The sequence below is a fragment of the Paenibacillus sp. J31R30 genome, assembly GCF_059692115.1.
The window spans coordinates 1-21529 of record NZ_JCAUAV010000015.1 but is presented as its reverse complement, the minus strand read 5'-3'; the positions used below and the strand labels follow the sequence as shown (position 1 = coordinate 21529).

Annotated in this window: 21 protein-coding genes, 8 tRNA genes and 1 rRNA gene; 3 read left to right on the top strand and 27 right to left on the bottom strand. The window is 47.3% G+C overall.

Going from position 1 to position 21529, the window contains the following annotated elements:
• Positions 1-72 precede the first annotated feature (72 nt).
• The 18 genes from AC58QO_RS29335 to AC58QO_RS29250 all read right to left on the bottom strand — a co-directional run bounded on the left by AC58QO_RS29335 (position 73) and on the right by AC58QO_RS29250 (position 17673).
• Positions 73-1809 carry a tetratricopeptide repeat protein gene (locus AC58QO_RS29335; protein ID WP_497271843.1) on the bottom strand — a complete coding sequence of 579 codons (1737 nt, stop codon included), beginning with the start codon at positions 1807-1809 and terminating at the stop codon, positions 73-75.
• A 125-nt stretch (positions 1810-1934) separates the two neighbouring features.
• Positions 1935-2885: a ribose-phosphate diphosphokinase gene (locus AC58QO_RS29330; RefSeq protein WP_497271841.1), complete on the bottom strand. Its 951-nt coding sequence runs from the start codon at positions 2883-2885 to the stop codon at positions 1935-1937.
• 74 nt (positions 2886-2959) lie between these two features.
• Positions 2960-3766: a histidinol-phosphatase HisJ gene (hisJ, locus tag AC58QO_RS29325; RefSeq protein ID WP_497271839.1), complete on the bottom strand. Its 807-nt coding sequence runs from the start codon at positions 3764-3766 to the stop codon at positions 2960-2962.
• Between the two features lie 25 nt (positions 3767-3791).
• Positions 3792-4448, bottom strand: a complete 657-nt coding sequence (gene hisIE / locus AC58QO_RS29320; protein WP_497271837.1) for a bifunctional phosphoribosyl-AMP cyclohydrolase/phosphoribosyl-ATP diphosphatase HisIE — start codon at positions 4446-4448, stop codon at positions 3792-3794.
• Positions 4445-5203: an imidazole glycerol phosphate synthase subunit HisF gene (gene hisF, locus AC58QO_RS29315; protein WP_497271835.1), complete on the bottom strand. Its 759-nt coding sequence runs from the start codon at positions 5201-5203 to the stop codon at positions 4445-4447. The genes hisIE and hisF overlap by 4 nt, the downstream gene beginning before the upstream one ends.
• Positions 5204-5234: 31 nt before the next feature.
• Positions 5235-5840 carry an imidazole glycerol phosphate synthase subunit HisH gene (hisH, locus tag AC58QO_RS29310; RefSeq protein WP_497271833.1) on the bottom strand — a complete coding sequence of 202 codons (606 nt, stop codon included), beginning with the start codon at positions 5838-5840 and terminating at the stop codon, positions 5235-5237.
• A 2-nt stretch (positions 5841-5842) separates the two neighbouring features.
• Positions 5843-6451: an imidazoleglycerol-phosphate dehydratase HisB gene (hisB, locus tag AC58QO_RS29305; protein WP_497271831.1), complete on the bottom strand. Its 609-nt coding sequence runs from the start codon at positions 6449-6451 to the stop codon at positions 5843-5845.
• Positions 6452-7738: a histidinol dehydrogenase gene (hisD, locus tag AC58QO_RS29300; RefSeq protein WP_497272032.1), complete on the bottom strand. Its 1287-nt coding sequence runs from the start codon at positions 7736-7738 to the stop codon at positions 6452-6454.
• A gap of 38 nt (positions 7739-7776) precedes the next feature.
• Positions 7777-8412 (bottom strand): ATP phosphoribosyltransferase, encoded by a 636-nt coding sequence (hisG, locus tag AC58QO_RS29295; protein WP_497271829.1) that lies wholly within the window; start codon positions 8410-8412, stop codon positions 7777-7779.
• A gap of 41 nt (positions 8413-8453) precedes the next feature.
• Entirely contained in the window at positions 8454-9629 is a 1176-nt protein-coding gene (locus tag AC58QO_RS29290) for an ATP phosphoribosyltransferase regulatory subunit (protein ID WP_497271827.1), read from the bottom strand.
• Between the two features lie 306 nt (positions 9630-9935).
• The gene (locus AC58QO_RS29285) at positions 9936-10934 is read right to left on the bottom strand and encodes a peptidoglycan-binding domain-containing protein (protein WP_497271825.1); all 999 of its coding nucleotides are present in this window, start codon (positions 10932-10934) and stop codon (positions 9936-9938) included.
• Between the two features lie 159 nt (positions 10935-11093).
• Positions 11094-11585, bottom strand: a complete 492-nt coding sequence (locus AC58QO_RS29280; protein WP_497271823.1) for an acyltransferase — start codon at positions 11583-11585, stop codon at positions 11094-11096.
• A complete protein-coding gene (gene ppaX, locus AC58QO_RS29275) occupies positions 11582-12241 on the bottom strand; it encodes a pyrophosphatase PpaX (RefSeq protein WP_497271821.1) in 660 nt (219 codons plus the stop codon). Before ppaX ends, AC58QO_RS29280 begins: the two co-directional genes overlap by 4 nt.
• Positions 12219-13193, bottom strand: a complete 975-nt coding sequence (lgt, locus tag AC58QO_RS29270; protein ID WP_497271819.1) for a prolipoprotein diacylglyceryl transferase — start codon at positions 13191-13193, stop codon at positions 12219-12221. The genes ppaX and lgt overlap by 23 nt, the downstream gene beginning before the upstream one ends.
• 37 nt (positions 13194-13230) lie before the next feature.
• Positions 13231-14172: an HPr(Ser) kinase/phosphatase gene (gene hprK, locus AC58QO_RS29265; protein WP_497271817.1), complete on the bottom strand. Its 942-nt coding sequence runs from the start codon at positions 14170-14172 to the stop codon at positions 13231-13233.
• Positions 14173-14330: 158 nt separating this feature from the next.
• Entirely contained in the window at positions 14331-15461 is a 1131-nt protein-coding gene (locus AC58QO_RS29260; protein ID WP_497257876.1) for an ABC transporter ATP-binding protein, read from the bottom strand.
• Between the two features lie 112 nt (positions 15462-15573).
• Complete coding sequence (locus AC58QO_RS29255; RefSeq protein ID WP_497271815.1) at positions 15574-16689, bottom strand: PucR family transcriptional regulator; 1116 nt, start codon at positions 16687-16689, stop codon at positions 15574-15576.
• A 132-nt stretch (positions 16690-16821) separates the two neighbouring features.
• Positions 16822-17673, bottom strand: a complete 852-nt coding sequence (locus tag AC58QO_RS29250) for an NlpC/P60 family protein (RefSeq protein ID WP_497271813.1) — start codon at positions 17671-17673, stop codon at positions 16822-16824.
• Between the two features lie 292 nt (positions 17674-17965).
• Here AC58QO_RS29250 and AC58QO_RS29245 point away from each other — a divergent pair, with 292 nt between their 5' ends.
• Genes AC58QO_RS29245 through AC58QO_RS29235 form a run of 3 tightly spaced genes read left to right on the top strand, consistent with a single transcriptional unit; the run spans position 17966 to position 20469 of the window.
• Positions 17966-18562, top strand: coding sequence for a gluconate 2-dehydrogenase subunit 3 family protein (locus AC58QO_RS29245; RefSeq protein ID WP_497271811.1), 597 nt, complete (start codon positions 17966-17968; stop codon positions 18560-18562).
• The gene (locus AC58QO_RS29240; protein WP_497271809.1) at positions 18559-20121 is read left to right on the top strand and encodes a GMC family oxidoreductase; all 1563 of its coding nucleotides are present in this window, start codon (positions 18559-18561) and stop codon (positions 20119-20121) included. The genes AC58QO_RS29245 and AC58QO_RS29240 overlap by 4 nt, the downstream gene beginning before the upstream one ends.
• A gap of 48 nt (positions 20122-20169) precedes the next feature.
• Positions 20170-20469, top strand: a complete 300-nt coding sequence (locus AC58QO_RS29235; RefSeq protein ID WP_497271807.1) for an MTH1187 family thiamine-binding protein — start codon at positions 20170-20172, stop codon at positions 20467-20469.
• A gap of 94 nt (positions 20470-20563) precedes the next feature.
• Here the strand turns inward: AC58QO_RS29235 and AC58QO_RS29230 are convergent.
• The 9 genes from AC58QO_RS29230 to AC58QO_RS29190 all read right to left on the bottom strand — a co-directional run.
• Positions 20564-20636, bottom strand: a tRNA-Lys gene (locus tag AC58QO_RS29230).
• A 10-nt stretch (positions 20637-20646) separates the two neighbouring features.
• Positions 20647-20728 (bottom strand) — tRNA-Tyr (locus AC58QO_RS29225).
• A 44-nt stretch (positions 20729-20772) separates the two neighbouring features.
• Positions 20773-20845: transfer RNA gene (locus tag AC58QO_RS29220), tRNA-Phe, on the bottom strand.
• A gap of 43 nt (positions 20846-20888) precedes the next feature.
• Positions 20889-20965 (bottom strand) — tRNA-Asp (locus AC58QO_RS29215).
• Between the two features lie 27 nt (positions 20966-20992).
• A tRNA-Thr gene (locus AC58QO_RS29210) sits at positions 20993-21068 on the bottom strand.
• A 7-nt stretch (positions 21069-21075) separates the two neighbouring features.
• A tRNA-Val gene (locus tag AC58QO_RS29205) sits at positions 21076-21151 on the bottom strand.
• Between the two features lie 19 nt (positions 21152-21170).
• A tRNA-Met gene (locus tag AC58QO_RS29200) sits at positions 21171-21247 on the bottom strand.
• A gap of 27 nt (positions 21248-21274) precedes the next feature.
• Positions 21275-21366, bottom strand: a tRNA-Ser gene (locus AC58QO_RS29195).
• 80 nt (positions 21367-21446) lie between these two features.
• Positions 21447-21529: ribosomal RNA gene (locus AC58QO_RS29190) — 23S ribosomal RNA — on the bottom strand; the annotation flags it as partial.

Genomic DNA, 21529 nt, shown 5'->3' with positions numbered 1-21529 from the left:
TTACCCCGAGAAGCAATCAGTTCATCTATATGTATGAAAGCCGAGACTTTCATATTGCTTCAAGCTCGGCTATCAAAGACTCGTAAACTTATTGAAAATCGCATCCATTTTCTCACGCAAGCCGCAGGTATCGTCGATCAGCTTCACATGCCGACTGACCGTGGAAACCGTGACGCCATAGCGTGTCGCTACTTCCTGATAGGAAATCGTACGACGATGCATTTTGGCAATCAAATATTCTAACGCTGCTGCCCAGCCTTCTGATTTGTGAATCTTAGGCACATTCGGGTACACCTTCGTCAGAAATTCAACCCAAAGAATTTCTAAGTCATACTGTTGAACCATATCGTAACGCTTGTGCATATGCGATAGCGCCGTTTCCATAACTCTCTGCCAGCTTGCATCCCACACGGGAAGATGAGGCGAGTACGGAGAAGCTTCTACCATGATGTCCTTATTCTCGAGATAGGCAGGAAGGGACTCGCGAATGCCCATGCTTCGCAGCACGAAGATGGCAACCTTCTTCAAGTAGTCATCCTCTTTATGATCCAGAATGAAATCCTGAAGGGCATCTCTCACTTCGTTGTCTGCAATCAAGCCAAAGGCTTGAATGACTTGAAGCTTCGTCTCCACATCGCCATGACGTAACGCCCAGAAGAAGGATGACCGCACAAGCGGGTCTTTCTTCAATTGATCCGGGATCCCTTGCGTAGATTTCTCAAGCGCGCGGAACTGCTCTTCAAACGGCAAATGATAGTGATAGCTCCAAGTAAGCGGAATCGCTGACTTCTCTCTTACACGCAACTGCTCTAAGTAGAACTTGGAAATTTCAGCACCTGGATCCAGCTTCTGAACCTGCTTCCATAAGCGGTGCGCTTCAGCGAAACGACCAATATGGCACGCAGCCACAGCCGCATAATGATACAGGCAAGGATCTGTGCCTCCGTCACCTGCCTTCAGCAGACGCTTAAACAAATGGTACGCTTTCTCATGCTGAGCAAGAATACCCATGGTCGTGGCCAGCTTGAAGACGTGCTCCTGCTGGAACGGAAACGTCTTGCCTAACAGCGAGGTAAGCTCCGCAAGTTCCTTCTTATTGCCGAAATGCTGATGGAAAATCGCCATATTGCAGAGTGCATGCAGATTACCGGGATCGATAACCAGCACTTCTCGTATCGTTTCCATCGCCTTCTCGAATTGACCCATATAATAATAAGCCAATGCTAGATTGTTCCGAGCGGCTGTGAAGTCAGGCTGATTCTTCACCAGCTTCTCCAGCTGCCTTACAGCTTCTGCAAACTTACCTTCCTCCAGCAACGCACGCGCTTTATCATGCTCGAACAGCCCTTCTCGACTCTTGATGCTAGTGAGAGGGGCGGGACGATCAAGCTCGTAGCTCAGCATTTCCATCATCTCTTCGGATTCGTCCATGAATTGCCCTGTCGGGTCATTCTCCAAATACCGAACCAATGCCTGTTCTGCCTGCTCGAAGTTTTCCATGTTGGCATAGTTGTTTGCCATATAAAAGTGACATTCCGTCATCTCGGGATCAATGGTTTCAAGGATATGCTGCAAAATTTGGTTCGACTCGTCATAATTGCCCACTTCGGAGAGAACACCTGCGAGATTGCAGTGATTCACAGGATTATCCTGCTCATACTCTGCAGCCCGCCGGAAATATTTCAATGCCTTATCATAATGAAACCGATCCAAAGATTGAACCGCTCTCTCGAAAAAGAAGGCGGCATCCATGTTAATTGAAATAACTTTTGGTTTTGGCGCTTCGGATATGCGCTTTTTCTTTTCCATAGCAAGACACCTCCGGCAATTTGATTACACTCAAATTATACCATAGATCGCTAAGAAGCCAAAAACATTATCCAAAGGTAAGATATGGTCTTGTAAATTGCCTCTGATCCTGTTCCAATAAAGACTTATACGCCGCCGTATTTGAATAGGGAGGATAGGGAACCACCATCGGTAATAATCCGGATAGCATCGGACAACAACGGTGCTACTGAAAGCACATTAAACTTAGGGGAATGGTCCTCTGGAATTGCGATGGAATCTGTAATAATAACTTCTTTAATGCTCGGGTGATCCAAGCGTTGCAATGCTGGTCCAGAGAATACAGGATGCGTAGCACAGATGTAAACATCAAGCGCACCGCGTTCTTTAAGACTTTCCACGACGTTAACGATCGTAGTACCTGTATCGATCAAATCCTCAATAATGATTGGCGTACGACCAGCAACATCACCGATCACGTGAGTAATCACAGACTCGTTGTGCTCTGGGCGTTTCTTAATCATCATCGCGAACGGCGCATCGAGAATGTTAGCCATTTTCTCAGCTGTCGTTGCGCGACCTGCATCTGGAGATACGATAATTGGGTTTGGCAAATTCTTTCTTTTGATGCAATCACTAATCAGATCAAGCGCTGTCAAGTGATCCACCGGGATATTGAAGAAGCCTTGTATCGCTGGCGCATGTAAGTCAATCGTAACAACACGAGTTGCACCTGCCGCACCGAACAAGTCCGCGACTAATTTAGCTGAAATCGGCTCACGCGGAGCTGCTTTGCGTTCTTGACGAGAGTAACCATAGTAAGGGATGACAAGGTTGATCGTTTTTGCAGATGCTCTTTTCGCCGCATCCATCATGACCAAAAGCTCCATCATATGCTCATTAATCGGATGGGAGAAGGTTTGTACCAGGAACACGTCACAGTTACGAATGGTTTCTTCGTAAAGGCAATAAATTTCTCCGCTTTTAAAACGCGATAATTTAATTTGTCCTAGCGGCTGGCCGAGCTCTTTACAAATACTTTCCGCAAGCTTCGGATTCGAAGATCCGGAAAAAATTTTAACATTGTCGCTATGCATGGTTAATGGTTACCTCCGAAGGTTCATTAAATAGATTATATAGTCCTACTCATTATACATGATATGTGTCGAATTTAAAAAGTCACAAGATGTCGTTTTCGAGCAGAAAATGTGGCTATTTCGTTAAATCCAATCGTTTTTAATAGCTCTCTGGCCTCATCCAAATACTGAGACAACCGTTCCGGCTGGTGCGCGTCCGATCCTAGCGTCACTGGAATTCCCACCTTATGGCAATATTCCAGCATACGGCGGCTCGGAAACATCTCTTTACACGGATGACGCAGGCCCGATGCATTCAACTCAATCGCAAGCCCATACTCTTTTACGGTATCCAACGCAGCTTTCTCCAATTCCCACGTATCGCGATCCGGCACGTAACCAAATCGTTTGATCATATCGATATGACCGATATAGTCATACAGTCCGGTTCGGACTGCTTGCTTCACTGCCTCGTAGTATTGGGTATAAACAGCAAAAATATCCTTACCTTCCCAACCTGCCAGCTGTCTAAAATCAGAAATATCCCATTCGCCCAGAAAATGCACCGAACCAATCACATAATCCCAGGGGTAAGCGTTAATAATGGCCGCAATCTCCGACTCGTGACCTTCAATATAATCGCCTTCCAAGCCCACGCGAATATCGATCTGCTCCTTATATTTCTCCTTGAGAAGAAGGCACTCTTCCACGTAACGAGGAAGCTCTTCCATCGGCATTGCCATTTCCGGCCAATACGTTTGCGGGTCGACATGCAAAAGCGGCATATGATCAGAAAGCCCCAACTGGGTAAGCCCGATCTCGATGCCGCGTTTGACGTATTCCTCCAGTTCCCCAGAGGCATGACCGCAGCGCACATGATGTGTATGATAATCAATCAACATCGTGAATTCACTCCAGGTCGTTTACTTATTTTTTGACGTGCCGATTAGCCAGCTCTTTCATAATATCATCCAATGGCAATTTATTATTACGTAAAAGCACCATTAAGTGAAAAATAAGATCGCTCGCTTCATAACGAAGCTCTTCATTGTCTTTATTTTTAGCTGCAATAATAACTTCTGCCGTTTCTTCGCCAACTTTTTTGAGGATTTTATCGACCCCTTTTTCGAAAAGGTAAGTCGTATACGCACCCTCAGGACGCTCCGCGTCACGTGAAGCAATAACCGCTTCAAGCTCAGCTAGAATAGCGAAACGATCGCCGCCAGTAACTGCAGGTGCAGCTTCTTCGGCAATACCTTCCACTGCAATAGTTGCTGTGAAGCAAGTGTATGTGCCATTGTGACAAGCAGGTCCCACTTGCTCAACAAGAACAAGAAGCGTATCCGCATCGCAGTCGTAGCGAAGTGCTTTTACTTTTTGCGTATGACCGGAAGTTGCCCCTTTATTCCAAAGCTCCTCACGCGAACGGCTCCAGAACCACGTGTCCCCCGTTTGAATCGTACGCTGCAAAGACTCGCTGTTCATGTAAGCCAGCATCAGAACTTCTTTACTTACCGCATCTTGGACGATAGCAGGTACAAGCCCCTGCGCGTCATATTTAATTTGATCCACTGAAAATGTCATCGAATTTCAACCCCTTTACCTTTCAGGTCTGCCTTGACCCCGTCTATCGTTAACTCTTTATAGTGAAAAATCGTCGCCGCCAGCCCTGCATCGGCCTTGCCTTCGGTAAATACATCGTAGAAGTGTTCCGCTTTTCCCGCTCCGCCAGAAGCAATCACAGGAATCGTCAACAGCTCGGATACCGCACGTGTCAGCTTCAAGTCAAAGCCATCCTTGGTTCCGTCCGCATCCATGCTCGTCAGCAAGATTTCGCCTGCCCCCAGCTCTTCCACACGTTTCGCCCATTCCAATGTCTTAATGCCCGTCGGTTTGCGTCCACCATGGGTATATACTTCCCACTCGCCCCACTCGGGATTGAACTTCGCGTCAATGGCCACCACGATACACTGGGAGCCAAACTTCCGCGCGCCATCCGATACGAGCTGAGAATTGAGCACAGCTGCCGTGTTAATGCCAATTTTGTCCGCACCTGCGCGAAGGAGGCGTTTCATATCCTCGACACTCGAAATCCCGCCGCCTACCGTGAACGGAATCGTAATCTCGCCAGCCGTTTGACGGACAACCTCGACCATCGTCGCGCGCCCTTCAACCGAAGCGGAAATGTCGAGAAACACGAGCTCATCCGCACCTTCTTTATCATAAATCGCCGCAAGCTCTACGGGATCACCGGCATCACGTAAATTCACGAAATTTACGCCTTTCACCACTCGGCCATCCTTGACGTCGAGACAAGGGATAATTCTTTTGGCTAACATGCTCAGCACCTCCTTGAGACTATCTATTGCTTTATTTACAAAGGGTCAAAAAGTTCCCAAGCAGCTTCATACCTATATCTCCGCTTTTTTCAGGATGGAACTGCATGCCGTAGATGTTATCACGACCTACAATTGCCGTTACTGGTTGATAGTAGTCCGTCACTGCCAACAGATCGCTTTCCCGTTCCGGCTTCGCATGGTAGGAGTGCACGAAATACACATGCCCTTCCTCCATGCCTTTGAAAATAGGACTCTCAATCTGCTTAAAGCTGATACGATTCCAGCCCATATGCGGGACCTTGTAGTCTCCGCGGAAACGCACGACCGACCCAGGCAGCAGCGCTAGCCCATCATGTTGTCCATGTTCTTCACTGCTTGAGAACAATAGCTGCATCCCTAAACAAATGCCTATCAAGGGCTTCCCAGACGCCGCATACTGCTTCACAACCTCATCCAGACCCGATTCACGCAGATGCTCCATCGCATCACCGAACGCGCCTACACCAGGAAGGATCGCGCCTTCTGCCGCCAAGATTTGTTCCGGATCTCCCGTAACAATTGCTTCATAGCCGAGTCGCTCAACCGCTTTGCTCACGCTATGTAAATTACCCATTCCATAATCAATAATGGCGATCATGCCTACAGCACTCCCTTCGTCGAAGGAACCCCCTGCACACGAGGATCAATCGAAGTTGCTTCATCCAGCGCACGAGCTAACGCTTTAAACACGCCTTCAATCATGTGATGTGTGTTTTGTCCGTAGTGAACGATAACATGCAAAGTAATACGTGCTTCAAGCGCAAACTTCCAGAGGAATTCATGCACTAGCTGTGTTTCGAAGCTGCCAACGTTCAAAGTCGGATACTGAGCACGGTATTCAAAATGCGGACGGTTGCTGATATCAATCACAACTTGAGCTAATGCTTCGTCCATCGGGACGAATACGCTCGCATAGCGTTTGATTCCGCGTTTGTCACCGAGCGCTTCGCGCAGGGTTTGACCTAGACAAATCCCGATATCCTCTACGGTATGGTGGTCATCGATTTCGATATCGCCCTTCGCATCCACTTTCAAATTGAAGTGACCATGCTTGGTGAACAAATCTAGCATATGATTCAGGAAGGGAACATCTGTTTGGATCTCCGAAATACCTGTACCGTCTACTTCAAAAGAAAGTTTAATGTCCGTTTCATTCGTCCTACGGGCTACACTTGCTGAGCGAGTTCTTACTTGATCCTGTTCCGCCATCTAGGTCAACTTCCCTTCTTTTTTGAGTCGTATCTCTACCGCACGCGCATGACCTTCCAGCCCTTCATTCCGAGCCAACGTCATAATCATGTCTCCGTTCGCTAGTAATGCTTCCTTGCTATAGTGAATGACGCTTGATTTTTTGAGGAAATCGTCCACATTCAGTGGCGATGAGAATCGTGCTGTGCCATTTGTCGGCAGCACATGGTTCGGACCGGCGAAATAATCGCCGACAGGCTCTGTGCTGTAAGCGCCTAGGAAAATGGCACCTGCATTTTCAATACGCGGCAGCCACGTGAAAGGATCCTGCACCAGCAGCTCGCAATGCTCTGGCGCCAAGCGATTAACGACGTCCACGCCTTCGTCCAGTGAGTCGACAAGCAAGATCGCGCCTTTTGTCGCTGTCGAGACGGCGGCAATGGCTTTCTTCGGCAGCACATCCAGCTGCCGCCATAACTCTAGCCGAACCTCTTCGGCTAGCTCGCGGGATGGTGTCACCAGTATCGACGGTGACATCTCATCGTGCTCGGCCTGCGCCAGCAAATCGGCCGCGACGTACTCAGGATCGGCGTGCTCGTCAGCGAGCACGACAATGTCCGTTGGTCCGGCGATCATGTCGATATCGACGACGCCGAACACAAAGCGCTTCGCCAGCGCGACGTAGATGTTGCCGGGGCCGACGATTTTGTCGACCGGCGCGATCGACTCTGTCCCGTAGGCCAGCGCGGCAATCGCCTGCGCCCCGCCTACGCGGTAGATCTCTTTCACACCCGCTTCGGCTGCTGCCACAAGGATATGCGGGTTAATGCCTTCTTCGCCCGCGGTGGACGGTGGCGTCACCATCGCGATCTCTGGCACCCCTGCGACGATCGCAGGGATGGCATTCATAAGCACGGAGGACGGGTACGCCGCCTTCCCTCCAGGCACGTACAATCCGACCCGCTTCAGCGGTCGGATGATTTGGCCCAGCAGACTGCCATCCGGCTGCAGGTCCATCCAGGAGTTGCGTTTCTGCTTCTCATGAAACGCACGAATGTTAGCGGCGGCTTGACGAAGCGCCGCTAGGAATGCGGCGTCGACTTGCGCGTACGCCGCTTGGATCTCTTCGTCGCTGACGCGAAGCTCAGCGACGTCAACGCCGTCGAACTGCTTCGCAAGGCTGCGCAGCGCGGCATCCCCGTCCTTCCGCACCTCATCGATGATGCGGCGGACGGACTCATTTTGCTCAGGTGAGCCGTATTCGACCTCGCGGTTTAATTGAAATTCGGAGGCGGGCATAATCCGCATCTTCATCTTCCTCTCATCGTCGTTCTACTTACTTTGCTCTATAGCTTCACTGTCGGCAATACTGCCTGCAGCATATCACACAACCGTTGGATGGAGTCATTCTTCATCCGATAACTCACACGATTCGCAATTAAGCGGCTCGTGATCTGAAAAATTTCCTCTTGCTCCACAAGGCCATTCTCTTTCAAAGTCTGACCAGTTTCCACCATATCTACGATGCGGTCAGCTAGTCCGATCAGAGGAGCCAGCTCGATGGAGCCGTTCAGCTTGATGACTTCAACTTGCTGTCCCTTCTCGCGGAAATACTGAGAGGCTACATTCGGATACTTGGTCGCAACACGCGGGTTGATAACCTGTTTCCAATCCGGCAGTCCAATCACCGACATACGGCATCGTGCGATCCCTAGATCAAGCAATTCGTAAACATTCCGATTTTCTTCCATTAGAACATCCTTGCCTACAACCCCGATATCGGCAACGCCATACTCTACATACGTAGGAACATCCACTGGCTTGGCTAAAATGAACTCCATTTTCGCCCCGGGCACAGGGATAATTAATCGGCGTCCTTCTTCCAAATCCTCAGGAATGGGCAATCCTGCTTGTGTAAACATTTTCGCCGCTTGTTTATAGATACGGCCTTTCGGCATCGCTACTTTAAGAATGTCATCCACCGTTCCAACCTCCTCCAAACTTCCCTCATCTCGCTGTGAGGTTATCCCTTGATCAAGCGAATTACTTCATCATATCCCACTGTAGAAGGTTCGTTGATCGTATCATCCGTTATGAGCTGCGTAATGACCACAAGCTCTTCATCCCCGCTTCTCTTCGTCTTCGCCAGCTGCAGCGCTTCCTCGCGATGCTCCGCATCGTAAGCAATGAGCAGACGACTAAGTTGTTTCACCTGCTCCTTGCCTGTTACTTCAAGGATCCGATTCGTTTTCAACGCAAACCCTGTTGCCGGCGCAGGACGTCCAAACTGACTCAGTAAATTATCGTAACGACCTCCGCTGCAAACAGGGAAGCCCAAATCAGCCGCATATCCTTCGAACGTCATACCTGTATAGTAGGAGAAATCTCCAATCATCGTTAAGTCAATTACAACATGCTCACTCACACCATACGCTTTTAGAACATCCCACACTTCGCATAGATGTCGAATGGCATCCTGTGCGATTGGATGTTGGGAAACCATCCGAGCTTGCTCGCAGATCTCGTCGCCGCCACGTAGTCTTAACACACCGTTAAGCTCACGTTCAACGTCAGGTGCTAGGGATAGTGTCTTAATCGCTTCCCGGTACCCGACGTAATCACGGCTGAGCAAATGCTCCTTCAAGGCAAGTTGAGCATCCGTGCGCCCATCTAGTGTTTCTTGGAATAAACCGTTCAGGAATCCAACATGGCCTAACGCAATCTTGAATTTCTCTACGCCTGCTGCTTGAAGCGAGGCAATTGCTAGTGCCACTACCTCTGCATCAGCTTCAGATGAAGCGTCCCCGATCAACTCAACGCCTGTCTGATAGAACTCGGAATCTCTGCCCGCTTCTTCTTCAATCGAGCGGAAAACGTTCGAATGATAGGAAAGTCGTAACGGAAATGCTTGTTCCTTTAAAAGCGAAGAAGCTACACGCGCGATTGGCGCTGTCAGCTCAGAACGCAGGACGAGTGTTTTCCCCTTGCGGTCTAATAACTTAAACAGCTTCTTATCTTCTGTGGAGCTAGCAACCCCAACTGTATCGTAATATTCAAGTGTAGGTGTAATAATCTGGTTGTAGCCCCAGCGTCCCATACAGGCCAATACACGGAATTCTATATTTCTGAGTTTCGTCACCGCATCAGGCAAATAGTCTTTCGCGCCTAACGGTTTTTCAAATACTTTTGGCTTCGACACCGTCTCACCTCAATAAGTAGGAGTATAATCTGTTATTATTAATTTATTATCAAATCACTTTAGTGCATTAACGTGCTACCATACTACCAAAATAAAGAATGTACGGCTATTTTAACACGTATCCTATGGACCGTCAATCCATCTTAACCCTGTCCGAAGCCCCATTTATAGGATCGTATTAGACACGATTGATAATGAAATTCGTTTTAAGAATGGCATATAAACCCATATGACGTCAACTCAATTCGGAGAAGTGAAAAGGCATGCTGTCGCGGCAGCATGCCTTTTTCGGATGAATATCTAGATCTAGTCTTCCTCGACCTGCCCATTCGGCGTTTTACCGCCATTTGGTGCCTGACCTCCATTTAGTCCATTACCATTACCGTTACCGTTACCGTTGCCGTTACCATTTCCATTAGGTGCCTGCAATTGACCATTGCCATTTCCGTTTCCATTCGGTCCGGGTTTTTGTCCGTTTTGGCCGTTGCCATTAGGTGCAGGCGCTTGTCCATTACCATTACCATTACCATTGCCGTTTCCATTTCCATTTCCATTAGGTGCTGGCGTTGCTCCGCCATTAGGTACTAGCTTTCCTCCACCATTCGGTGCCGGTGTTTGACCGCCACTTGGACCTTGGCCACCTTCCTCGCCTTGGCCCTTGCCTCCGCCGGTGCCTTTACCGCCACCTTGGACCTTGCCTCCGCCTTCGCCTTTACCGCCACCTTGACCTTGGCCTCCAGCTCCGCCTTTACCGCCACCTTGACCTTGGCCTCCAGCTCCGCCTTTACCGCCTTCCTGACCTTGGCCTCCGGCACCGCCTTTACCGCCTTCCTGACCCTTGCCTCCACCGGTGCCATTACCGCCACCTTGGCCTTGGCCTTCGCCGGTGCCTCCACCGCCGCCTTTACCTCCGCCATGCCATTTACCCTTGCCTTTGCCGCCGCCTTGACCCTGACCGACACCCTTAAGCTTCATATAGCCATAAGTAATCGACTCGAGCGTACGGCTATCTACTGCGCCTGTTACCGGCAGCCCATGCTTCTTCTGAAAATATTTTACACCTTGAACCGTTGCATCATCGTAGTAACCGTTAATCTCACCAGAATAACTGCCTAGTGATTTCAGCATCCCTTGGATAACATACACATCGGGTCCCTGGGCTGGTTTACCGACAGCCAAGCTTGTTGTTGGCAAGGACAAAAGCAGCATGAGAGCTACTACTACGACCCACACACGCTTTCCTATAGCCCTTCCAAAGTTACCTTTTTTCACTTCTGCGATTTTACTACGATTCCATTGCTGCACTAACCGACACCTTCCCTTTTCCTATGATTTCACTGCGTCTTTACTATTCCCAATATGCCATTTGTATTAGTCGCTTTTCGCAGAATCTGTTTCCTTTACACAACAAAAAAATGGACCCAACATCACAATGACGTTGAGCCCCTCTTATTTGCCTTACTCCTACTTTGGACTACCCGAACGAATAACTTGCAAGGGATTACCTGCCACAAAGCTGTGTGGTGCCACATCCTTATGAACAACAGATCCTGCGCCAATAATCGCATAATCTCCAATTGTTACACCTGGCAGTATCGTCGTATTAGCCCCGACCATCACATGGGATCCAATTCGTACGTCTCCTAGTCGATATTCTTTCGTTAAATACTCATGCGCTAGTATCGTTGTGTTATAGCCGATAATCGTATTGCTGCCAATATGAATCCTCTCTGGAAAAAACACATCCACCATGACCATCAAAGCAAAAGCAGAGTGCTCACCAACCGTCATGCCAAGAACACGACGATAAATCCAGTTCTTCAATCGCAAGGAAGGCGAATATCGCGTAATTTGAATAAAAACGAAATTCCGCATGGCCTTCCACTTACTTACGGTTTGGTAGATTTGCCATAACGCGTTCGGGCCATCTACGGGATACTTCTCTGTCTGCCTCAATCAGCCTTCACATCCGACGATATCCCAACTAACGGCAGCAGATCAAACATATCGTCGACAATATGATCCGGGTTGTACTGCTCCAAATAGGAGCGCCCCTTCCAAGACCAGGATACACCAACAGAGGTAACACCTGCATTTTGGGCAGCTTCAATATCATAATGGCTATCGCCCACCATCATCGCTTCTTCAGTCGAGCTTCCTAGCTCTTTCAACGCTGCGATAATGCCCTCAGGACTCGGTTTTGGCTCCTTGACATCGTCTACCGTCACAATAGCACTCACATACGAATCTAAGCCACAAAGTTTTAGACCCATCAATGTAGTCAATCTAATTTTGCTAGTAACAATACCGATCTTAATACCCTTCTCATGAAGCTTCGCCATCACCGTACGTACGTTCGGAAATTCCTTGACAAGCTCATCGTGTTTAGATAGGTTGAACGTACGATACTTCGTTATCAGCGCTTCAACTTCTTTTCTACCTGTAAAAAACTCCATTTGTTCCACTAACGGACGCCCCATATTGGGGATAATAAGCTCCCGACTAACAGGCTCCGGTGTTTCACCTTCCAAGCTATGCAAGAACGATTGTACAATCAACTCATTCGTATCTACAATCGTGCCATCCAAATCAAATAGTACCGTTCGAATCATAGTTGACTCCTTTATCTGTCTCTTCCTCTTTGACTACTTTGTTTTTCTCAACCGCCAGCGTGGATACAATCGGGTCTGCATACTTCTCGTTGGCGTAACCTTTTTTCCTTCTAATGAGAATCATGATCACAGCCGCAATGACGATCAGCAGTGCAAGTAATTGGGAGAATCGAATATTCCCTCCATACGTCAACACCCCTGGCTCAAACACAACTTTCATTGGTGACCATAACGCATTCATCAATGAAGCTAACCAAGCTGGCCCATTGATGTCCAAGCTGTCCGTACGAATCCCTTCAATGAAGAAGCGTCCGATGGAATACCAGATGAAATAACTTAGAAATAGCTCGCCTGCCCTTAGGAACGGTCTACGGCGAAGCCAGAATAAAACCAGCAGCCCTACAAAGCTCCAAATCGACTCATACAGAAATGCTGGATGGTAGAACGTGCCTTCAATATTCATTTGGTTCACGATAAAATTCGGCAGATGCAAGCTGTCTCTCAGAAACGACTCCTCTACCGGACCTCCATGAGCTTCCTGATTCATGAAATTGCCCCAGCGGCCAATCGCTTGTCCGACAATCAAACCTGGTGCGAGAATATCCGCAATCCGGAAGAAGTTGTATCCCTTTGCCCGAATGTAGAAAGAAGTACCGATAATCGCTCCGATCAGCGCACCATATATCGCAATCCCACCGTGCCATATCATGAATACTTCCCATAAATTATCTTTATAATCGTCCCATTGGAAGGCAACATAGTAAATTCTTGCACCAATAATGGCAGAAGGAACCCCAATTAACAATAAATCCATGAAAAAGTCTGGTACGATTTTGAATCGCTTTCCTTCTCTGATCGCCAACATTAAGCCCACTAATGCAGCTGTTCCCAAAATAATGCCATACCATCGGACGTGAATCGGTCCTAGGGAGAACGCAACGCTTTCTAACATAGTTCCACTCCTTCATTTTCTGAGCTAAGCATCTCTCTCAATCAAAATCCTCAAAATCTTCATTCAACGATTCCGTCAATTTATTCGTAAACTGCAGCGCCGCGTTGTAGCCCATTCGCTTTAAGCGATAATTCATCGCCGCAACCTCGACGATGACCGCTAAGTTTCGCCCTGGTCGTACAGGTATCGTAACTAGCGGCAAATCAGTATCGATAATCCGCGTTAGCTCCTCATCCAAGCCTAAACGATCATATTGCTTCTCTTGCTGCCAATTTTCCAACTTAACAACAACCGAAATCTTCTTCACATTACGGATTGCGCCCGCACCGAATAACGTCATGACATTAATGATGCCTACGCCGCGGATTTCAAGCAAATGGCGAATCAATTCAGGCGCATTCCCCGTCAGTACTTTATCGCCGTTTTGTCTGATTTCTACCGCGTCATCCGCAATGAGTCGGTGGCCCCGTTTCACTAGCTCCAGCGCAGTCTCACTTTTCCCGATCCCGCTGCTTCCAGTAATCAACATACCTACCCCATACACGTCAACAAGTACACCATGGATAGTCGTGCTCGGAGCAAGCTTATTTTCGAGAAAGCCCGTTAACCGACTTGCAAAAATCGTTGTCGATAGCTGTGTTCGAAGCACTGGTAAATCACGCTTTGTTGCTTCTTCCAGCAATTCAATGGGAACTTCCAGTCCACGAGTTACAATAATACAGGGTGTTTCCTCTGGCGCACATAGCTGCTCAACCCGATTTCTCCGAACACCTGTCGTTAACATCTCGATAAACGTAATTTCTGTTTTACCCAGCATTTGAATACGCTCTTTGGGATGATAGTTAAAATATCCCGCCATCTCCAGGCCAGGACGATACAAATCGCCTGTTGTGATTGGACGCTTCAACCCGCCCTCACCTGCTAACACTTCCATATGTAGCTGTTCCATCATTTCGGAAACCTTTACTTTTTTGGCCATTGTCATAGCTCCTTCGAATTTGCTTATGTACCATGTGCTTATTTAAGCTGCACGCAGGCTTCCAATAGTTTCATCGTAATAGAATACCTAGTTGAAATCAACTACTGTGTTTATATACAAAAAGACCAGCCGATAACGGCTGGCCTTTCAGTACAATCCTATAGGTTTGGATTAACCAAAATGGATAGTGTTGTTTCTTTATCGAAGAAATGAACTTTGTTCATGTCTAGTGCCAATTTAACGTTTGTACCTTCTTTGATTCCGGAACGACCGTCAACACGAGCGATTACTGTGTTAGCGCCGATACCGTTCAAGTACAAGTACATTTCGTGACCCAAGTTCTCAGTCAATTCAACGTTAACGTTGAATACTGTGTTCGGGGAAGCTTCCAAGAATACTGGCTCTTCGTGAATATCTTCTGGACGAACTCCCAGAATCACTTCTTTGCCAACAAATCCTTTGTCTTTAAGAACTTGTGCTTTACCTGCTGGAACTTCTACGTTTACGGATCCAGCTTTGAAAAATACGCCGCCGCCTTCGGAAGCCAATGTTCCGGACATGAAGTTCATGGATGGGGATCCGATGAATCCTGCAACGAACATATTAACTGGGAAGTTGTAGATTTCTTCTGGTGTAGCAGCTTGTTGAATGATACCTTTATCCATAACAACGATACGATCGCCCATTGTCATAGCTTCGATTTGGTCATGCGTTACGTAGATTGTTGTAACACCAAGACGTTTTGTAAGCTTAGTGATTTCCGCACGCATTTGTACACGAAGTTTCGCATCCAAGTTGGAAAGCGGCTCATCCATTAAGAATACTTGTGGCTCACGAACAATCGCACGACCCAAGGCAACACGTTGACGTTGACCACCAGAAAGTGCTTTTGGCTTACGATCAAGCAAGTGAACGATATCTAGAATTTTCGCTGCTTCGCGAACGCGAGCATCGATATCAGCTTTTTTGAATTTACGAAGTTTCAATCCGAATGCCATGTTTTGATAAACTGTCATATGCGGATAAAGGGCGTAGGATTGGAATACCATCGCGATATCGCGATCTTTTGGAGCTACGTCATTTACAAGGCGGTCTCCGATGTAAAGTTCACCTTCAGTGATTTCCTCTAAGCCTGCGATCATACGAAGAGTTGTGGATTTTCCGCAACCGGATGCACCAACAAGAACTACGAACTCTTTGTCAGCAACTTCAAGATGGAAATCTTTAACTGTTGATTCTTCTGCACCAGAATATCTTTTAACGATATGATTTAAACGTACGCCTGCCATGATTTCATTCCCCCTACAAATTATCATTCAAATGCTTTTCTCATCAACATTTCTATATACACATCTTACCCTACGAACGGCGGACTGACTATGCACAATCCCTACAAAAAAATCACTTTCTTTTCGTTACTTTGTACAATAGCAAGGCCAGACGTACCAAAACCGCATGATTAAACGTTCTTACATCCAGTCCAGTCTCGTTTTTGAACTTGTCTAACCGATATAGCAATGTATTTCGATGAATATATAGCTTCTTCGCCGTTTCACTGACGTTACAGTCTAGTGTGAAGAAATGCTCCAGCGTCGTTACCGTCTCGCTATCCAGCACATGATCCGTGCCGCGGAGCACCTGCTCGAGGAATTCGGTTTTCTCCTCTTCCTCAATGAGATGCAGCAGCTTCTCAAGACGAAGCTCCCAGCGAAGATGAATAAAGCTGCCTACGTGGAAGGAGCGGCCCAGCATGATGGTCTCACGCAGCTTGAGCACAGTGGCGAACATGGACTTCGCAGGCTTCACTGGGAAATCTATGGCTAAGTGGCATTCGCCAACCCACTCATTCGCCAGCATTTCATACAATCCTGAGCCTAGGGCATCGAGCGTCTGTTCAACACTTTCTTCCTCGTCTCCATCGCGTTCCTCACTACCACTAGTAATAAGGACTTCAGGCGCTAAAATCAGCCACTCCTTCTCTAGCAAAGGAATCAGAATAATCTCCGCTTCGAAAAACGATTCCAACAGCTTCTTAAGCTCCGTATAGGAAACGCGTTGATTCTGAGGATAATCACCATACAGTAGCAGCGGAATTTTCGTTGAATACAACGAAGATTGTGAAGCAAGCGCATCGGGCAGCTCAGCATGGCTCGTACCACGTTCCATTTGCAGAAGGAGCCATTCTCTCAATTGGTTCGACTTTCTTTCATCTTCAGATAGATAAGAGCCGAATTGCTTCTTCTCTAATGTTTGTTTGGATTCAATTGTGAGTTCGACTAGCTTGCGTTCAGAGACAGACAGTATACTCCCATCCACTTGCAGGACACGAACCTCTCTATGTTCTTGAGAAACAAAGAAAAGAACCTCCTGGCCTCGGTTAACACTTCGACTGAATCCTTCCTGACGCTCTCCCTGATCCTCCACAAGCTGGTGCCATTCGGACTCAGGTATCAGGCTTATCTGTACTGGCGACTGTAAAACCGCTTCCAATCGCTCCTTGACATGCTCCCAAATCATCTGCCTTCACTCCTTATTGCCTATAGCATCTTCTATATTTTTCTCTCTATTGTACCATATGTATGCCCATTCCTGTGAATCGAAAGGAACCCTCCTGTCTTAATTGACAAGAGGGTCCGCATGGAAGAGGTTCTATTTGATTACGCGGCGAGCCGTCACGTAGTGATCTGCCCACCATTCTTTATTAATCGAGGTGAATTTGACGCCACCTTCACCATACGTATGAATCATCATGCCGTTACCAACATAAATACCGACATGTCCAATGTTTTTACCGGAATCAGGCGTTGTAAAGAAAACCAAGTCGCCAGTTTGCAAATTGCTTTTGCTAACAAAAACGCCTTCCTTAGCTTGATCACGGGAAACACGCGGCAGCGTCATCCCATATGCAGCAAATACCGTTTTGGTAAATGATGAACAATCCATTGTCTTCGTTTGACCATATTTGGCTCCAAATTCGTATGGAACTCCAAGGTATTTCTGTGCAGTTAGAATTAGCTCAGCTTTCAAGCTATCCTTAGATGAAAGAATGCTTCTTCCGCCAATAAAACTCCCCTTAAGCTCACTTACCTTACGGGTGACGACTTCGTCTCTACTCTGGGATGCCATGACCATTTTCCCTTGGCCCACATAGATCCCGGCAAACGTTGGCTTGGAGCCACTACCAAAGAACAAGACGTCACCTGGCTCTGCTTTATCTATGTTCGTAATTTTCGTTGATTTCATGTTGAATTGCTCGATTAATGTTCTAGGTACATTATAATTTAATGTTTCATACACGTAGTGGATCAATCCAGACGAATCAAACCCTGCGGACGGTGTTTCGTCACTTTTGGAGTAATCAACGCCAACCATTTTTTTAGCCAAAGAAACGGCATCCATATCATCATTTGCGGCATAGGCGGAAACGGCAGTTGTCGCTGATAGTGCGATTGTGATCGCAGCTGTAATTCCTAATGTACGGTGTGCAAGACTCTTTATCATGGTATTTCCTCCTGTAAGTGCACTCTTAGTTGAATTGGGTAAAATGGAAAACTTCTCAGTAGCTAGTACAAGATTACCATGGTAATGAAAAGTCTTTCATTCCTAAAATATTTCCTATCAACCTTGACATTGCCAATGATGCCAATTCCTTCATTACATTGCTCCCTTATTTACTAATTTCATAGGAAAAATACAACTTCATAACCAATACCCTCATATTCTTCATTGATTTGGCAATAATTGTAGTAGCACTTTTGGGATTGTATTCTCGTTAGCTATGGGGGTGACTAGCATGAAAAATCATAATCATTATCCAACCTACGATGTCATGGAAGAAAGTAAGCATTGGGATGCTCACACCAGATCTATTGTGAACGCTCGTATAATACGTGAACATGCTTACGGATATTTAACATTCGTTGAGGCGGAAACGCTTCGGGCTTGGTGTGCACTGCTTATGGACGACCATCGTGGGGAAATCATTCAATACATTATTAACCATATTGATCAAGTACTATCGGAAAATAAAGGGGAAGGCCACCGCAAGGCAGGCACGCCTCCACTTCGAATACTTATACGCCAGGGACTGAAAGCGATCGACGAAACCGGCTGGTTCGCCAATAGTCAGCCTTTCTTCCAATTGGATGAAACGAATCAACGGAACATTATGCTCCAAATCAGTGATAACAGCTATCCAACAACAAAGAATTGGGACAGTATTGCTCCCAAAACCTTATTTCAGAAACTCCTTCAGCTTAGTGTAGAAGCTTACTACGCTCATCCTTTAGTTTGGTCCGAGATTGGTTTCGGAGGACCTGCTTATCCGAACGGATATACACTTAACACTCCTGGTCAACTAGAATCCTGGGAGGCTGCGAAACGATCATGAAATGGCGCTATGAAGATGAAACAGTTGACATCGTCATCGTAGGGGCAGGTGCCGCAGGAGGGGTTCTAGCTAAAGAGCTCAGCGAAGCAGGGCTCGGCGTGGTCGTCATTGATGCTGGACCTTGGCGTGATCCTGAGAAGGATTTTGCGAGTGATGAGTTGAGTATGAAGCGCTTAGGTTGGGAGGATACACGCCTAGTTGATGCTGCCCAGCCATTCGTTAACGGAAAGCATCAATCAGGCATGGGGATTGGTGGAGGAACTCAAAACTTTACCGGCGTTTTTCTGCGATTTCATGAATCTGATTTCAAAACAAAAGCCATTGATGGCGTTGGAGAAGATTGGCCCATTCATTATAAGGACTTGGAGCCTTACTACACGAGAGTCGAAAAAGAAATCTCAGTATCCGGCCCTAAGCACTTCCCTTGGGGAAACTTTCAGGGTCCCTATCCCTTTCCAGAGTTAGATTCCCTTAGCCCCAATGCTCAGCTTTTTCACAAAGGATGTAAATCTCTAGGTATTCAATCTGCCCCTACACCATTAGCTATCCTATCTTCGCCTTTAGATGGGCGCTCTGCCTGCACAAACCGGGGTTTCTGCCTGCAAGGATGTATGCCTAATGCGAAATTCAGTACTTTGATTGTGCACGTTCCTAAGGCGGTTCAGGCTGGCGCAGAAATTCTCCCGGATTGCAGAGTCACTCAAATCGAAGTAAATGAATATGGACATGTTTGCGGGGTTCTCTTCGTCCACGAAGGCACCACTTATCGACAACGGGCCAAAACCGTTATCCTAGCTGCTCATGTTGTGGAAACAGCTCGTCTGCTGCTTCACTCGGCCACACCTCAGTTCCCTGATGGATTAGCCAATTCCAGCGGTTGGGTAGGCAGGGCCATTATGACGCATAGCAGCAATGACGTTTACGCCAAGTTCGAAGAGGAAGTTCGTTTGTACAAAGGGACACCAGTGCTAGCATCCACCCAAGATTTCTATGAGACAGATCCACGTAGGGGCTTTGTCCGCGGGTATACCCTACATGCTCACGGCTCAAGACCTATCGAGATGGCAGAAGGCATCCGTAAAGCCACTGAAGCCCCATTATGGGGTACGTCATTCAGACGAGCGATGCAGGATTACAACTTCTATGGCCGTCTCAGAATGGTAGGAGAGGTGCTCCCAGCTTGGAACAATTACATAGCACTTTCGGATGAAAAAGATGAATACGGCGTTCCTATGGCTTCCCTGAACTTCACTTATTGTGACAACGATCTCAAGCTACTTGATCATGCTGTTGAAAATATGAAATTGATTCTCCGCGCTGCTGGCGGAGAGATCTCCTATGTTGTTCCCGATACACAACATCTGATGGGTGGCTGCCGGATGGGGAATGACCCCACAACATCCGTAGTGAATTCCTTTGGTCAAAGTCATGACATTCCGAACTTGTTCATATGCGATGCTAGCTTATTTGTCACCTCTAGTGGTGGCAACCCCACGCATACTGTCATGGCACTAGCAGCGCGAACAGCCGATTACATCATTGACCTTGCAAGCTCCTGATTGTTATCCTTAACAGAAAGCATATTAACGAAGGAGCCTGTGATCCCAATGGCCATTGCTGAATTCACGATCATTCCCATCGGAACAGCCACAACCAGTCTGAGCGGCTATGTCGCTGATCTCCATAAAGAATTAGAGCGACATGCCGATATCCGCTTTCAAATGACACCCATGGGCACCATCCTGGAAGGTCCCTTAGATCGCTTATTCGAGGTTATACGTGCCGTCCACGAAGTGCCCTTCCTACATGGAGCTGCGCGTGTATCCACGTCCATCAAAATCGATGATCGCCGCGACAAACCCGCCTCTATGGAACAGAAAATGCAGTCTGTTGCAGACAAGCTCTGAACAGCAAAAAAGCATCCTACACTAGGATGCTTTTTCTTTATATATAATGGAAACAAAAAAAGACCCTACGGTCTTGTATGTTTGTTTATAAAAGTGAGTCATGTAGGATTCGAACCTACGACACCCTGATTAAAAGTCAGGTGCTCTACCAACTGAGCTAATGACTCGTAGGGAAAATGGAGGCTGATGGATTCGAACCACCGAACTCGAAGAGAGCAGATTTACAGTCTGCCGTGTTTAGCCACTTCACTAAGCCTCCAGATACGAGATACCCGTACTGCCAAAGCAATACAACCATCTCAATGGCTTTGGACGGAATCGAACCGCCGACACGAGGATTTTCAGTCCTCTGCTCTACCGACTGAGCTACAAAGCCAAATGATTATTTATAGCATGTCCTACATTAATTGTAAAAGAAATGGCGGAGCTGACGGGATTCGAACCCGCGGTCTCCTGCGTGACAGGCAGGCATGTTAGGCCACTACACCACAGCTCCATGCTACAAAAAGTTAAACCATAAAAATGGTGCCGTCGAGAGGACTTGAACCCCCAACCTACTGATTACAAGTCAGTTGCTCTACCAGTTGAGCTACAACGGCGTAAAGATGGTGGAGGCTGACGGGATCGAACCGCCGACCCTCTGCTTGTAAGGCAGATGCTCTCCCAGCTGAGCTAAGCCTCCATCTGGTGTTTTGGTTTTATGGTAGCGGCAGAGGGGCTCGAACCCCCGACCTTACGGGTATGAACCGTACGCTCTAGCCAGCTGAGCTACGCCGCCACATAAAAGTGTATATATATTTGGAACTGGCGGAGAGAGAGGGATTCGAACCCTCGCACCACTTACGCAGTCTAACCCCTTAGCAGAGGGTCCCCTTATAGCCACTTGGGTATCTCTCCAAGATATATATACGATTCAGGAATAGTATTCCCTGAAAACTAGATACGAAACTCACGTAAAGTTAGATTACTTAGGAATTTTGGTTAAGCCCTCGACCGATTAGTATTCGTCAGCTGCATACGTTGCCGCACTTCCACCTCGAACCTATCAACCTCGTCGTCT